Genomic DNA, 15,493 nt, shown 5'->3' with positions numbered 1-15,493 from the left:
GCTTCGCATTACGGACGATCAATTCATCGTCTGATTCCCCCGTCGTACCTTCGCCACAATGAAAGACATCTTCGATCTCCTTGGCCGGATCCTTCTCTCCTTCATTTTCTTTTTTGAGGCATATGATTACTTTGCCTATGAGAGATTGAATAAGGAAGCGATGACCATTTACGGGTTGACCTGGAACCAGGACTTTTTTCTTTACGGTGCCATATTCTTATTGCTGGTGGGGGCCATTACGCTACTATTGGGCTACCGGATGCGGACAGGTGCGGTCTTGCTACTGATTTACTGGATTCCGCTCACTTTTGTCGTACACGATTTCTGGACAGAACCGGCAGATTCCACGGAGTACCGGCTGCAAAGCATTCTTTTTATGAAGAATATTGCCATTATGGGCGGCCTGCTCATCGCAGCCACCCACGTTTCCGGTAAATACCGGCTGCGGCGGATATTTGCTACCACTAACGTTTGATTTTTCCTTGGGAGGAGGAGCTCCAGCTCCGATCTGGGCAAGGGAGTGCAGCGACTTTGGCTGTGAAACCTTTACGGTTAAGGCAGCTACCGCTGATTCACAAACCGGGAACCTTTGGCCTCGTTCGTGTCGGCCCAGGAACCACTACCGCATCATCGTAACATCCCCGGCTTTTTTGACGATCTCTCCGTTGAGGAGGCGGACTTCGACGAGGTAGACAAAGACGCCCGTCTGCGGTGCGGTGCCACCGTTTTCGCGGCTACCATCCCAGCCAGCGAGGGCTGCCGCGGGATCGAGGTCCTCCCGAAAGAAGACGCGTCCTCCCCATCGATCAAAGACGCTGAAGGACAGGATTCGGTCTACCGCCGGGCCGGGGAAAAGCCGGAATTCATCATTGACACCATCGCCGTTGGGGCTGAAGGCATTGGGCACGTAGAAGAGTTCTCCGCGCACAACGCTAATGGTGGTAGAGTCCGCAACGGGGCAACTGCCACCATTGGCAGAGGCAAAGACCGTCACGGTTTCCAGGGGACGGAGCGTGAGCTCATCACAGCCGGGGCAGCCGGCTCCTTCGGAGGTGAGCCAGAGGATGGGGACTTCGGCGGGAAGATTCGTATTCGGAGTCAGGGTAAGGGAGTCCCCAAAACGGATGCTTTGATCCGGTGGCAAATCAAGGAAAAACCCGGTGGCGGCATCAATGGTAAAAGTCAGCTGTTGATCGCAGCCGGTGGTGTCATTGACGAAGAGGGTGTAATCGCCCGGAGCAAGGTTCTGAAGGGTGGAGTCCGGGCTAAAAGATTGAGCATCCAGACTGAAGCTGAGCCCGGCCTGGGTACCCGTGATGCGCAGTGAGCCGTCGTTCTCGCCCGGGCAGCTTTCGGCGGTGGGGGAGAGGCTGAGTTGCGCGGAAGAGGAGGCGGTGATGGAAAGTGTGCTGGCCGCGGCGCAGCCGGCGGCGTCGGTGACGGTAAGGGTGTAATCACCGGCTGCCAACCCTTCGACGCGGAGGCTGCTGTCTCCGCTGCTCCAGCGGATGCGATAAGGCGGTAATCCATTGCTGATAATAACCTCCCCTACACCTGCGGCCGCGCCCTCACAACTGCTGCTGGTCTGCCGGACACTGAAGTCAATTCCACTCACCTCCAATCGGATGTTCACCGTGCTGTCGCATAAAAACTGACTGGGTAAGGTCCGGGAAAAATCATTGGTTTCCCGTTCAAAGGCTCCGAAAATGCGGGCCGAATCTCCCGGGCAAATACGCAGGGTGTCGAAGCTTTCGAAGGTGGGCCGCAGCAGGAGTTCGATGGCCAGTGTACTGTCACATCCGTTGATGGCGGGCAAGGTTTGGGAATAAATTCCCGCTTCGCTGACCATTTCGCCGAAGAGCATGGTGGAACTGCCCGCACAGATGAATTGGGTATCCAGCCGATAGAAGGTATCGAGCAAAAACAGGTCGAGCGTATCGGTGATGGCGCAGGTCAGACTTTGGTTCGCACCATAATATTGCCCCTCAGTAGTAAGTGTGTCTCCCGCAAAAATCGTGCTGTCGCCCGCGCAGATAAAGAGGCTGTCGCGGCGGCCGGCGGTTGGTGCCATCCGGATACGAATACTGTCAGAACTGAAGCAACCGGGGCCGGCATCAGCCGCTACGAGCAGTAGCGTATCGCTGGTGGGGGCAAAGCGAACTTCCGGGCAGTCCGTACAGTCAATAAAGCTGCTCTGTGACCATTGGTAATTACTGAACCCACTCACCGAAAAGGTCAGAGTATCGCCGGGGCAGATGGTGGTGTCTTGCCCCAAATCAATCACGGTGACGGGGTCAATCGTCACGTTTACGGTGTCGGTCTGTACGCCGCCACAGGAGTCAGTCGCGATGACCCAGTAGCTGCCCGCATCGTAGGCCGTGAAGCTCTTTTCATCGCTGCCATCCACCCATTGGTAGCTGGCAAAACCGTCTTGTGCGAGCAGCGGAATGACGGCGTTGCTGCACAGCGTAGTGTCCGGGCCAAGTAGCAGTTGGGGGCGCTGCCGCAGGTGCAGGGTGATGGTGTCAGTAGCCGTGCGACCGCAGCTGTCGGTAACCGTCAGCCAGAGCCTCCCGGGCTCCGTGATCTCAGTTGTTGCCGTTGTATCACCGTTACTCCAGAGGTAGTTGACGATGGAACTGTCGATGGCTACCCGCAGCGTATCGCCCCGGCACAGCAGGGTGTCCGGACCGAGGCCCAGCCTTGGCCCGTCGATACAGCAACAGGTATTAATCAGGGCGGGGTCTTCGCAGTCGGTGAAGCCGTTGCCGTCGTCGTCGATTTGATTGTCGCAGATTTCGGGCTCAGTTACCATTATCGTGTCACAGGGCTCCCGGCAACTCTCCCCATTGACCACCAGGCTGAAAGGCTCCGAAAAAAACCGTTGCCCCTGTGCTTGCAGATCGATCGTGGAAAGGTCCAGATTGCTTCCCTGAACTTCCACTCGCTGACTACTAACGTCAATCAGCTCATCGGGTACACAGTCGCTGGCGCTGCTCCCGTCTGCCTCCAGGCGTAGCAGGGTAGGCAGCTGCCCACCACTTTGGGTGGCCAGGTAAATATTCTCTCCGGCCACCGCCATGAGTTCAGAGCGTAACGCATTGTTGAAATTGACCCCGGAGTATCGTCTGGCCCAGACGACGTTTCCATCCCGATCCGTCTGAATAAGCACCAGCGTAGCGCCAAGGCCCCTGGCCAGCAGCAGGTATCCGATACCGTTTTGGTCAAGGTCAAGTATGGGGAGTGGGCTACCTCCTTCAGTATAAAAACGATTCCAGAGGAGCTCGTTTTCCGGACCAATCTTATATAAGTGAGTAGTAAACCCATTCACCCCGGCGGGGAACCGATCGGTGGCTGCCACCAGGTGATTACCCTCCTGAATCAGATCGTAGAAAAAGCCACGGGCGGTTACGTTGTCTAATATACCCGAAGAGAAAACTTCTCCGCCCAGGTCCAGTGTCACGTATAGCAGCCCGGCGCTCATACTGGAAACAGCCGCATCACCCACCACCTGGTATAATCCGGCGGCGGAATCATACAGGGCACGCTCGAAGGTGACTCCATTAGACCTGAAGAGTTTAGGCAGATCAGTGATGGTTCCTGTAGCGGGGTCGATACGAAGGAAGAGACCACTTTCTGTGCCGCTGTTTGGGGTGGCATGATTGCCGATAAGTGTATAATCTTCCATCAGGCCTGGCTGAAGGATTGCCCTGAAATCGGCTCCTTCAAAGAACGAAAAACTACGGCCCCACAACAGGTTTCCGTTAGCCGGGTCAATCCTGAAGACAAAGGCGTTTCTGGTGCTCGTTGATCCTCCCTCTCTTTCTTCCGTTCGACCTATTCCGGCCAGCATTCCTTCTCCATCGAGCATCATTTCGATGATCGTGCCCTGGTCCCCTCCCGGGAAAAGCTGCGTCTGCCAAAGCGGTGTTCCGTCTTCCGCAAGGGAAAGCACGATGGGAGAATTAAAGAGCCTGCCACCAACAAACTGCCCGTCTTTACGAGGGAGTACAGTAGTGAATGTACCCTCCGTTTCATCGTCCGGGCGGATGTACGATTGGACAAAAGCTGCCGTACAGGTGTCCGCTCCCTGCCCGGGGCACCCCGGGCCGGTACATGGAGGTTCCCGGACGAAAATCAGCCGGCAGAACCGGTCATCACAAAAGCCATTGTCAACCTCCGCGCAGATATTGTATAATCCCGGACTGTCGAAAGTCTGAACGAGGTCGGGGTCATTGCCCGCAGAGCTGTTGTCGACCGTCCAACTTGTATTCATTTGTGTACTGGAGGTATTGATGAAAAGGAGTTCTCTGCCGACCTCCAGCGTATCCGGGGGGGTGAAGCCAGCGGTAACGCTGCAGATAACGGTGACCCGCTGCTCAAACTCATCGGAGAGGCAGAGATTGTCATTACTCTCTGCCCTGAGACGAATGATGAAAGTGCCCGTCTGGTCAAACAGCCGACTGGCATTAAAGCTGGTGGAGAAGGTCGTTCCGTTGCTGCTCCACTCATAGCTGTCGCCGTTGCTGTTCAGGTTAGTGAAGTTGAGGGTAGTACCCGCTTCTACCGTCACGTCTCCACCGTTGAAGCTGGCGTCGACTACGGCCGGGCAGGGATTGAGGCAGCCAAGGCTTTCCAGCAGGCTATTTCTTCTGCCGTCGAGGAAAAAGTGCATCCGGTCACGCTGTCCGGCGGTGAAGGCTGAGTAGCAGCTGAAGAAGCCGTAGTCCATATAATTGATGAACATGTCGTTCTGGTCAGTAGCGAACCCGGAGTCAGTATCCGTCGTACAGCTATTGGACGTTCCGGAGCAAGGGACGGCTACTTTAGACTGATCCGGAGGCGTGTCACAAACCCGGTCTCCGTCGGTCGTGCAGTCATCATTCGTGCAGCCGCCGTCAAAGGTGTGGCGCAGGCCCAGGTAGTGACCGAGCTCATGAATGAGGACACCGACTTTGGCTTCATCGCCCGCCAGCCAGCGGGCTTCTACGACGATGCCGTCCACCCGGCCGCCATGTGCGCTGGGGTAGTAGGCGTAGCCCGCCACGCCACAGCCCAGCCCCAGCCCGCAGATTTCTTTGACGACCCAGACGTTGACATAGTCGCGGGGTTCCCAACGGCTTAGGTCTTTCAGGTCCCGATCGTTATCACTATCCAGATCGGTTAGCGGGGACACAATGCGGTTGATGCCGTTGGTGGCCTGGTTGTCAGGGTCTCTTCGCGCCAGGCAGAACTCAATGTTGGTAGGGGAACCTGTGCCCTGATCGTAGTAGCCCGTATTGGCAAAGGCCTGATTCGTAAAGTCAAGGCTACGCTGAATGTCTGCGTTAGATATATTCTCCGTCCCGTTCTGGTGGACGATGTGAAAAACAATGGGAAGGACGAACGGGGGCGGGCTGGACTTTTGGAGCCTTGCCTTTCGGGCTTCCCGGGACCACGCTGCTTCCAGGTCGTCGAGGTCCTCACCGTAAGCAGGGGCAGTCGCCCGAAGCTTTTGGTGGAGCTCATCGGTAGCACAATTAAGGTGCTCTTCTCCGGACTGACCAAACAGGGGGAGACAAAAAGCAAGAACGAAGAGCGTCGTGAGAAAACGAAAGGGAGATAGCATTAAATCGGAGGGGTGTTTTTGGGATAAGAGGAAAGTTACAAAACATATCTGCCGGGTATGATTGTAGTTGAAACCTTTAACGATTGGTAAGAACTGTTCACCATAGTATCGCGTTCTTTGCGCATGAGTAAAACCCATCTTCTTAACAACCTGAAGGATCTGATTTTTATAATCCTTGGCGTCGCCTCCGCTGCCTTCGGGCTGGAAAGTTTGTTGTTGCCCAATCAATTTATTGATGGTGGCGTAACGGGGATTTCTCTTTTGGTAGCCAACCTGACTGGCTGGCGACTTTCCGTATTACTGGTGGCCATTAATTTACCCTTTTTGGTGCTGGCCCGTTGGGTTATTGGAAAGCGTTTTGCGGTGAAAACAGCCATCGCCATTACCCTGTTGGCGATTACCATTTACACGGTCCACTTCCCGGAGGTGACTGATGATAAATTATTGGTTGCCGTTTTTGGTGGCTTTTTTCTGGGAGCGGGAATCGGCTTGTCCATGCGTGGGGGCAGTGTGCTGGACGGAACCGAGGTGTTGGCCATTTTTCTGAGCAGAAAACTGGGGCTGAAGGTGAGCGACTGGGTCATCCTGATTAACATCGTCATTTTCGGAGCTGCTGCCTACCTGCTTTCCGTTGAACAGGCGCTGTACTCCTTACTTACTTACATCGTAGCTTCCAAGACCCTTGACTTCGTAATCGATGGAATCGAAGAATACACGGGAGTAACCATCATTAGTCAGCAGTCAGAAGAGGTGCGCCGTATCCTCGTGGAGGAATTAGGAAGCGGCGTGACTATCTACCGCGGGCGGGGAGGTTATCGCAGCAGTAAAGAAGGCCATGAAATAGATATCATTTATACCGTGATTACCCGATTGGAAATAAGTAAACTGACGAGGCTCGTTCGCAGCGTCGATGAGTCTGCTTTCTTTACCATGAGCAGTATCAATGATACTTACGGCGGAATGGTGAAGAAGAAAGGGGTACACTAATCTCATTGCCTTAAAGTATCCATTTCTAAATTCTTTAATCAGGGACGGTAAGCGTCACTTTCATACCGTCGTTTCCGTCTACCGCAAGTTCACCCTCCAGCTGTTCGCTGAGAGAATTAATGAGAAGGTAGCCAAAAGACTCAGGCGCTTCGGCGGGGTTTTTAGCAGTGCCAATGCCATCGTCTGACAGATGGAGTGTGATCTTGCCGTCAAGCCTTTTCAGGGATAAACTAATCGTTCCTTTTTGACGATCCTTGAAAGCGTACTTCAAGGAGTTCGTTACCAGCTCATTGGCAATTAAGCCCATCGGAATCATAGTATCAATGTCTAACTCAAGGTCTTCTAAATCCGTACTGGTGGTTAAGGCTAATCCGGGAGGGGTGAGATTCCCCACCAACTCATCCAGCAATTTTTGCAGATACTCTCCTGCTTTTACGGTAGTACTCACCTCATCACTCATGTAAAGCTTTTGGTGAATCAGAGCCATACTCCGTACCCGGCTGTTGCCCATCTTCAGGGCCGCTACGGCGGTGTCATCCGAAACATACCGACTTTGCAGAGAGAGCAGACTGCTCACCATCTGAAGGTTGTTCTTCACGCGATGGTGGATCTCTTTTAGCAGCGTCTCTTTATCCTTCAGTGATTTGGACAACTGCTGGCGCTGTTCCGAAATTCGTTGCCTTTGCTGAAACACCCGGTAGAGCAGGAAGGAAACAATACTGAGCGCCAAAAGACCAAGGCCAATGATCCATCCCTGCCGTTGAATGCGGGCCTGGCTGAGTTTTTCCTCATATTCGAGTTTATCAATTTCCCGTTGTTTTTCTGCGGTCTGGTATTTGCCTTCCATATCGGCCAGTACCTTGATACGCTCTTTTTCCTTGATCTCCTGTCGTAGATTGGCTTCCAGTTCCAGGTAGTGTACCGTGCTGTCCAATTGGCGTAAACCCTTGTAGGCCTGAGCAATACCCTTCAGGGCCGCCACCTGAAACATATTGTAGTCTTTGCCAATAGTAATGGCTTTTTGGTAGCTGGGAATGGCCTCCTGAAACCGATCCAGATCCGCCAGGTTCACTCCCATACCGATGAGGGCAGCACACTGCTCCCTCGGCCCCCCGAGGCGGGAGAAGATATCGTAGGCCAGGCGGGACTCTACCAACGCACGTTCTGGTTGTCCCATTTCCTTGTAAACCCCGGAGAGATTGTTGTGGACATAACCAACCCCCATTTCATCGAGCGGTGTCTCGGCCAGCGCCAGTTCCATCGCTCTTTTATAAAGTAGCAGGGCTTCCGGGAATTCCCGCCTGGTTTTATGAATAATGGCCCGGTTATTAATGGCAGAAGCCACAACACGTGATTCTCCCAATTCTTCCGCTTTTTCACCGGCTACAACAAGGTATTCTAAGGCTTCATCCAGGTTGCCAACCCGCCGGTGTAGCAACCCCAGTGAATTGAGCATCGTAGCCTCCTGCCGCGGGTCATTAATGCTGCGGGCCAGCTCAATGGATTTTTGGTATTGTTCAATCGATTTATCAACTTCTCCGGCCCGCAGGTGCATCTCGGCGGATACTCCGTAACACTGAGATAAAAACTTCGTCGAATCAATCTGGGCGTAAGCCTCAATGGCCTTGTTAATGGATGCTCTGGCCTTCCCGGCTTCATTCACCCGGCGTAAAAAACGGGTTCTTTCGTATTCCAGGCCACCGATGTCAAAAGGATTTGGATTGCGGTTAACCATCTGCGCAGCGGTGTCAAGGTATGCCCGGGCACGGGCCGTATCCGGGTTGCGGTGGCGAGCGGCCAGCGTGATGTATTCTACCAGAATAGAGGAATCACTTTCCAGCGTGCTGATGCGCAGGTGCACGCTGTCCCGAAATATCTTTAGCGGATCCTTGTTCAGCTGAGCGAATAAAGAGGCGCTGCCGCAGGTGCAGAGTAAGAGGATAACAGAGCAGTGGAAGAGACCCCGGTGGGTGAAGATGGCGGACATGACTAGAATATAGAAGATGAATTTGGATTCGGTAGACGGTAGAACTGTAGACGGTAGAACGGTAGAGACCTGGATGAATAGTCCAGTCCCGCATTTGCACTTACAACACTACCGTCTACCATACTACCGCCCCCCTCTCACCCAACTGACTGCCTGATGGCGGGAAGAAGCCCCGATTTTGGCAAACAGATTTTTCTGGTAAGATTTTACGGTGTTGACGCTCAGGAAGAGCCGCTCGCCGATTTCACGGTAGGAGAGACCTTCGTCGAGTAGTTGAAGTGTTTCGTATTCCCGTTCGGTGAGCGGCTCCTTAAGCCGCTCGTTGAGAGAAAGGATAGTAGGGAAAACGGGGGCTTGCTCAGCGGCAAATTTATCCAGGGCGATTTCAATGGTGGTGTACAGGTCGCTTTCGTTGAAGGGCTTGACGATATAGCCGTAGGGTAGGGTGTCCCGCAAGGAGTCCAGTGTTGCCCGGTCAGAGAAAGCGGTCAGGAAAACAAAGGGGAAGTTGTACTTCTCCCGGATAATGCGCGCCAGGTCAATGCCGTTGAGGGTGCCCTTAAGTTCAATGTCCAGCAGCGCAAGATCGGGCTTTGTGCTGGCCAGCAGGTCGAGAGCTTTGTCGCCATTACGGGCCTTACCCGCGATGCGATAACCGAGAGACCGCAGGGCGGCTTCAATCTCCATGGCAATAACTGCCTCGTCTTCAATAATTAATATACTCTTAGGTGAAGGAGTCATGGTCACAAAGTAAGCCCGCTAACAGGGATAAACAACTCACCCGAATGGGTGAATTAATAAAGCCTCCATTTGCACAAAAGACAGCGGATGGTGCCGGAATCACCCATTTGGGTGAGGAAAAGGAGGTGAGGGTGGGCCCAACTTTGCCGTAGACACAAACCAACATCCCATAATCTAACCTGCTATGAAGTTAGTCCGACTCCTTTTCCTCCTCTGCCTTTTAGCCTTCCTTTGCACCAGCGGCCGCGCCCAATGTCCTGCCGGAAACGTGGTGCTGGAAACCGACGCTGAAGTGGCTGCCTTCTTCGCCACTTACCCTGATTGTACCGAATTCAACGGCGACCTGAATATTCAGAATAACGTCACGGACTTGATCCCCTTCAAAGACGTCGTCTACGTAGCCGGCGACCTGACCATCCGCAGCACCCCCATTGATAACCTGGAGGGCCTGGCCCAACTGCAGGTAGTTGATGGCTCCTTCGGCCTTTCTGACCTCGATTTTACCAGCGACCTGGCCTCTGTCGCCCTTTCCCTGGAAACAGTTGGCAATCAATTTCTTATTCGCAACCACCCCGGCCTGAAAACGATTAACGTGCTGGACAATGTTGAGTCGGCCGGCTCACTTGTCATCTCCGATAACCCCAATCTGGAAAACCTGGATGGCCTGGCAAACGTAGCTGTTTCCACCGCCCTGACTATTGCCGATAACGCCGTATTGTCCGACTGTGCCGCCTCGGGCATCTGTGCTGCCATCACCGCCCCGGTAGCCAGCCTGACCATCTCCGGGAACACGGGCAACTGCGCTAACTTTTTCGAAGCCCAGGCGGCCTGCCTCGGTAATCCGGATTGCCCCACTAACCTGACACTTACCACTAATCAGGAAATTGCTGATTTTGTGGCCGCCTATCCCAACTGCGTAAACCTGCCAGGGGATCTGCTCGTGGAAGATGATGCCAATAATTTGCAAGCACTGGACTTAGTCACCGTAGGGGGGAATGCAATATACCGTGACATTTCAAGCTTGCAGAACATTGATGGTTTTGGACTGGTTTCTGTCGGGGGAGACCTCCTTTTTCAGCGCCTTCATAACCTGGAATCAACAATGGCTAATGGATTTCTCCCACTGGAGACCGTAGGCGGGAAGTTGGTTTTAGCCAGCCTGACCGGAGTGAACTTCGTGCCCTTTAACTCCGTCACCTCGCTTGGAGGCATTTCGATATCTTTTACCAGTGAAGTCTATGATCTCAGCGCCATGGCTGGTGCAGAGCTAAATGGCTCAATTAGCATAACCGGTTGTTCTACTATTGAAACCCTTGATTTTCTTTCTCCATTTGATAAAGAGGGGAATGTTTTTAATACACTTCTCATATTAAATAACCCTCTGCTGGAGGATATTAGCGAAGTTGATGATATAGTTATTGTCGGCCCCTTCATCAATTTTCAGGGGAACACAAATCTTTCCGAGTGTAGTATTTCGTCGATCTGTACTGCCATTTTGGACCCTGCGATTTTATTGCCTTTAAATGCATTCACGAATAACGCTACCGGATGCAATTCTGAAGCGGAAATCAAGGCTGAGTGTGCGTCTGAACTGGCTCCTCTGTTAGCCTTCTACAACGCCGCCGGCGGACCCAACTGGACTAATAATACCGGCTGGGCGGCCGGTGCTGCCGGCACCAACTGCACCCCCTGCGACGGCACCTGGTTTGGCATCAGCTGTACCGATGGCCAGGTAACGGAGATCAGGACCTTTGGCAATAATAACCTGGTGGGTACAATCGCTCCCGAGATTGGCCAACTAACGGGCCTGCGCACCATAAGTATCACCCTGAATCCGGACCTTACCGGACCAATCCCTGCTGAAATATTTGATCTGCCCAATCTGGAGGGGCTTTCGCTCTTCACCAATAACCTCACGGGTTCCATTCCGACTAACGTTGGTAACGCTACCCAACTGATTGGGCTCAACCTGAATTCTAACTCATTACTTGAGGGTACGATTCCCGCTTCTATTATTAATCTGGTCAACCTGGAGTTACTTGGGCTGAGTGGAAATGAAATCACCGGAAATTTACCCCTGGGCATGCAGGCAATGGTGAAGCTTCGGTCCATCGAAATTTCTAATACTAATGTTACGGGGGCCATCCCTGCAGAGCTGTTAACGATCCCTGCGCTCGAGTCCCTCAACCTGCAGAACAATAACATGAATGGCTTACTGCCCGGTACTTTTGATGATAATGGTGTGCTTAACCGCCTCTTGCTGGGAGAGAATAACTTTATCGGACCGTTCCAGGTGAGTATTGCGGCTACAACAACGCTCCGTTTCTTACGCCTGGATGGGAATAACCTGACGGGCCTGGTGACGACTAACGTCAGTAATCTGGTGAATCTGGAGGAGTTCAACATCTCTGACAATGATTTCGCCGGCCCCTTACCCGTGTTGAATGCCCCGGACCTGACCGAATACCGGGCTGCGGGGAATTCCTTCGACGGGCCGCTGCCCGCCTTCCTGGGGAATCTTTCATCTCTGTCGGAACTCTTTCTCAACGATAATGCACTGACGGGGTGCTATCCGGCAGCCTACTCCTCGCTTTGTTCCGGGGTAACTACCAATTTTTCTGGAAATGACGGCTTACCGCTGGGGGGATCCGCTGCTTCTTTTCAAACAGAATTCTGCTCGAACGGAAATCCCTGTGGTACCATCTGCCCGGAGGAGGATGTGATGATCGGCAGCCAGGCGGATGCTGATGAGTTCCTTCAGAATTACCCTAATTGTGTCAACCTGCCCGCTTCGCTAAATATTGTCGATGCGGCTGACCTCCTCACGCTTTCGCCTTTCTTTAATCTGGAATCCGTAGAGAGTTTGATGCTGCAAAACCTCGCGGGCGTCAGGTCGCTTACCCCGTTTTTTAACCTGACCACAATCGGTAGCGGTAGTGGTGAGGCTGCAACGGGAAGTCTGATCATTGATAATCTATCAGTAACCTCATTGGATGGACTTGACAACGTAGTGGGAGATTTGCAGAATCTGGCAATTGATAATAATAATCTGCTTACGGATATCAGTGCTCTTGGCCCGCCCAGCGGAGGGCGACTGGCGAGCGGTGGCTCGGTCGTTAATATGCAGATGGAAAATAATACCGCGCTGGCCAACCTGAGCGGGCTGGAGGACAAAACCGTGCTCGATGAATTGATTGTTTCCGGCAACACCGATCTGTCTGATTGTGCCATCGAGAGCTTTTGTAATGCAGTCGCTGACCCTTCCGTATCGACTTCTTTTGCCAATAATGGTTTCGATTGTTCCAGCAACGCAGAGGTAGAAGCTGCCTGTTCATTACTACCCCTGAGTTGGAAAAGCTTTGTGGCCACGCCGGACGGTAAGACCGTTCGCCTCGATTGGGTGACAGTCGAAGAAATCAATAACGAAAAATTTCTGGTGGAGAGAAGTGCGGATGCCCGCAACTGGGCTTCCATTGGCGAAATAATGGCTGATAGTGGGTCCGGAGAAAACACCTACACCTTATTGGACGAAAGCCCGCTGCCGGGGAGCAATTATTACCGGATCCGTCAGGTCGATTTTAACGGGACTTTCAGCTTTAGCGAAGTGCTGTTAGTCGATGTTGCCTTCGGTCAGGAGCGGGCTTACCCCAATCCGTTCTCCGGGGCGCTGACCGTGTATTCCGCCGTCGCGGACGAGGTGCAGGTACTGGACCTTCAGGGGCGGGAAGTTGCACGTTTCCAACATTTGGGCGACGGAGCGCAGGTGCAGAATCTGGATTTGAAGAGCGGGGTGTACACCCTCCGGATGCTTGCGTCTGGTGCCGTTCTGCGGGTCGTCGCCCGCTAACATATATGGATTTAGACCGTCAGGAACGTCTTTTCAAATAGAAGGGAAAACCGGTTCGGACGCGCTAAATCGGATGTCCGCTTACCCCGCCTCATTTTATTCGTTTTATCGCTCTTTTTTATAACCTATCAACTCAATTATTATGAAGTCTCCTTTATTTGCTCTTGTGGGAATCCTGTTGTTCTCTACTTCATTATCCTCTCAAATAGATCCATCCGTTTATCCGGTAGGCTATGCCTCTAAACTACAGGATGTACACGTCGATGACATGGGCGCCGGCTACGCCGGCGGCAGCTGTGGTGTTCTCCTTTACTCCAGCGGCAATGCTGCTGACTGGCAACTGGTTGATGGCCCTGCCGGCGGTGATGAGCAGTATTCTTCCGTAGCCTGTCCTCCCGGTGGTTGTGCTACCGCCGCTTTGGTAGTGGTTGGTGGCATTGACCTCTACCGCCAGCAAAACGGCGGAGCCTGGAGATCCATTGAAACAGAGGTTGAAGCCGGAAATTTGCACTGGCTGACGAATACTACCGTCTTCGCGTCCGGAAACTCTTCTAATGCCTTACGGTCTACCGATGGCGGGAATACCTGGGTAAACATCACTCTGCCTGAATTTGCTTCCAGCAACTTCTATTTCCTCGATAGCAACATCGGCTTCTACGGAACTAACGAACGACTCTATAAAACCACCGATGGTGGCGTGACCTGGACCGCTACGGGCTACGATCACCCCGCAAGTATTCGTCTGATCACCTGGTTAGACGAAAATACCGGCTTTATTTTCGACTCTCCCAGAGACTTTTATGGTACTACGGACGGAGGTCAGACCTTCACCAAGCGTAACACCGAAAGATTACCAGCCAGTTTCGTCTGGATGGAAGCCCTTTCGGCGGATCGTGTTCTCGGCGGAGCCGTCGTCAGTGTTATTCAGGAAACCCTCGACGGAGGAGTTACCTGGGCGCGTACTTCTCCCTCCGGAGCAGAACGATTCAACAGAGGCGTTCACCGCCGGGGCAATGACCTCTTCGCGGCCAACTCTTACAATCAGATTATGTACCTCGCCGAAGGCGCCGCTGAATGGATAGACGTAAATGAACATCCCCGTGGCACTATTGAGGAAATCAGCTTCGCTACTCCCACCGTTGGATATGCAGCCGCGAACGGCACCCCTAATCTCATCAAAACAACCGACGCAGGCCAAACCTGGATACCTACGGGGCAACAAATCCGTACCTTCAGATTACTGGCACTCTCCGCTAATGAATTGATCATTATTGTAAATGGTGATGTCCGAATTAGTCGGGACGGTGGAGACTCTTTTGTTGACCTGCTCCCCATTGGCGTCATTCCGGACGGAGAAAGTATCTCGGATTTCTACCTTAAGCCCAACGGAGAGCTTTACCTCCACGGAACCAATTATTCCGTAACGGTTTCTGCGGACGGAAACAGCTTTAATCCTGTTCAGCATGACCTTGGGCTTTCTGCTTCCGAGCTTTTCTTTCTGGACAATAACTTCGGAGCCTTAATTACCACCGCTGAAGCGGCGATCACACAGGATGGAGGCGCTACCTGGACAATGACGGCCTCACCTGGCAGAAATTTGCGGGGCATTTTCTTTGCCGATAAGCTAAATGGGTGGGCTTCTAATGCCTCTACCCGTTATATTACTTCCGATGGTGGAATGACCTGGGGTACTGGTAATTCTATCGCCGGAGGGTACGATTACCGCCGCCGCAGTAACGGAGATATCTACGTTAGTGAATGGAGTGGCAACGACGGACTCTTGATGCGTAGCACGGACAATGGACAAACCTGGACGACACCCGCCAGAACCTGTTTTGGCCACCGCTCGGGAGAGATGACCCCTGACGGTAAATACTACTTTACGGGGGGCGACGGCGGCTACATTGTTCGCCATGATCTGGAGGCAATTACCACCTCCCTGCTTAGCCCGCGAACACTCAACGTAAGTCACCTCAAAGTTTACCCCAACCCGACGAGCGGCTTAGTAACTGTAGAACTTCCCACTAACACCACCGAAGGGACAATAGAGCTTTTCGATGCCTCCGGTCGCATGCTCCGGGCTGAGTCCATTCGCTTTGCGGAAGCAACGCACCAAATGGACATTCAGGGCTTGCCGGCGGGTGTTTATCAGTTACGTTTTACCTCCGCCAATGGAGCAAACGGTATATCCCGCATCGTTCTTCGCTAAGAGAAGGTTATCCTTTTAGAATACACCTTAGACACATTTGGTTTTGTCCCCAGGGTCGTCGCGAAAGTGGCGGCCCTTTTTTGTGTTAGAAAGAACGGGTGCGGGACGAGAAAG

At 53.0% G+C, this 15,493-nt stretch carries 7 protein-coding genes; 4 read left to right on the top strand and 3 right to left on the bottom strand.

Annotated features, from left to right (window positions below):
- Positions 1-58 precede the first annotated feature (58 nt).
- Positions 59-475 carry a DoxX family protein gene (locus BM123_RS01505; RefSeq protein ID WP_090165030.1) on the top strand — a complete coding sequence of 139 codons (417 nt, stop codon included), beginning with the start codon at positions 59-61 and terminating at the stop codon, positions 473-475.
- Between the two features lie 144 nt (positions 476-619).
- Here BM123_RS01505 and BM123_RS01500 read toward each other — a convergent pair whose 3' ends face one another.
- Positions 620-5,608 carry a M43 family zinc metalloprotease gene (locus BM123_RS01500; protein WP_175489216.1) on the bottom strand — a complete coding sequence of 1,663 codons (4,989 nt, stop codon included), beginning with the start codon at positions 5,606-5,608 and terminating at the stop codon, positions 620-622.
- Positions 5,609-5,731: 123 nt separating this feature from the next.
- Between BM123_RS01500 and BM123_RS01495 the strand changes: the two genes are divergently transcribed.
- A complete protein-coding gene (locus BM123_RS01495; RefSeq protein WP_090165028.1) occupies positions 5,732-6,595 on the top strand; it encodes a YitT family protein in 864 nt (287 codons plus the stop codon).
- A gap of 34 nt (positions 6,596-6,629) precedes the next feature.
- Here BM123_RS01495 and BM123_RS01490 read toward each other — a convergent pair whose 3' ends face one another.
- Both BM123_RS01490 and BM123_RS01485 read right to left on the bottom strand, forming a co-directional pair.
- Positions 6,630-8,582, bottom strand: coding sequence for a sensor histidine kinase (locus BM123_RS01490; RefSeq protein WP_090165027.1), 1,953 nt, complete (start codon positions 8,580-8,582; stop codon positions 6,630-6,632).
- 123 nt (positions 8,583-8,705) lie between these two features.
- Positions 8,706-9,323, bottom strand: a complete 618-nt coding sequence (locus BM123_RS01485; protein ID WP_090165026.1) for a response regulator transcription factor — start codon at positions 9,321-9,323, stop codon at positions 8,706-8,708.
- 184 nt (positions 9,324-9,507) lie between these two features.
- On the opposite strand from BM123_RS01485, the gene BM123_RS01480 reads away from it, so the two are divergent.
- Complete coding sequence (locus tag BM123_RS01480; RefSeq protein WP_090165025.1) at positions 9,508-13,170, top strand: T9SS type A sorting domain-containing protein; 3,663 nt, start codon at positions 9,508-9,510, stop codon at positions 13,168-13,170.
- Between the two features lie 142 nt (positions 13,171-13,312).
- Positions 13,313-15,379, top strand: coding sequence for a T9SS type A sorting domain-containing protein (locus BM123_RS01475; RefSeq protein WP_090165024.1), 2,067 nt, complete (start codon positions 13,313-13,315; stop codon positions 15,377-15,379).
- Positions 15,380-15,493: the final 114 nt, after the last annotated feature.

It is taken from the genome of Neolewinella agarilytica, assembly GCF_900110645.1.
GTDB classification, from domain to species: domain Bacteria; phylum Bacteroidota; class Bacteroidia; order Chitinophagales; family Saprospiraceae; genus Neolewinella; species Neolewinella agarilytica.
This window is presented reverse-complemented; position numbering and strand designations above follow the sequence as displayed.

Coding starts and splice junctions, on each gene's coding strand:
- BM123_RS01500 (WP_175489216.1), bottom strand. CDS start 5,608: ATGCTATCTCCCTTTCGTTTTCTCACGACGCTCTTCGTTCTTGCTTTT.
- BM123_RS01475 (WP_090165024.1), top strand. CDS start 13,313: ATGAAGTCTCCTTTATTTGCTCTTGTGGGAATCCTGTTGTTCTCTACT.
- BM123_RS01490 (WP_090165027.1), bottom strand. CDS start 8,582: ATGTCCGCCATCTTCACCCACCGGGGTCTCTTCCACTGCTCTGTTATC.
- BM123_RS01495 (WP_090165028.1), top strand. CDS start 5,732: ATGAGTAAAACCCATCTTCTTAACAACCTGAAGGATCTGATTTTTATA.
- BM123_RS01505 (WP_090165030.1), top strand. CDS start 59: ATGAAAGACATCTTCGATCTCCTTGGCCGGATCCTTCTCTCCTTCATT.
- BM123_RS01480 (WP_090165025.1), top strand. CDS start 9,508: ATGAAGTTAGTCCGACTCCTTTTCCTCCTCTGCCTTTTAGCCTTCCTT.
- BM123_RS01485 (WP_090165026.1), bottom strand. CDS start 9,323: ATGACTCCTTCACCTAAGAGTATATTAATTATTGAAGACGAGGCAGTT.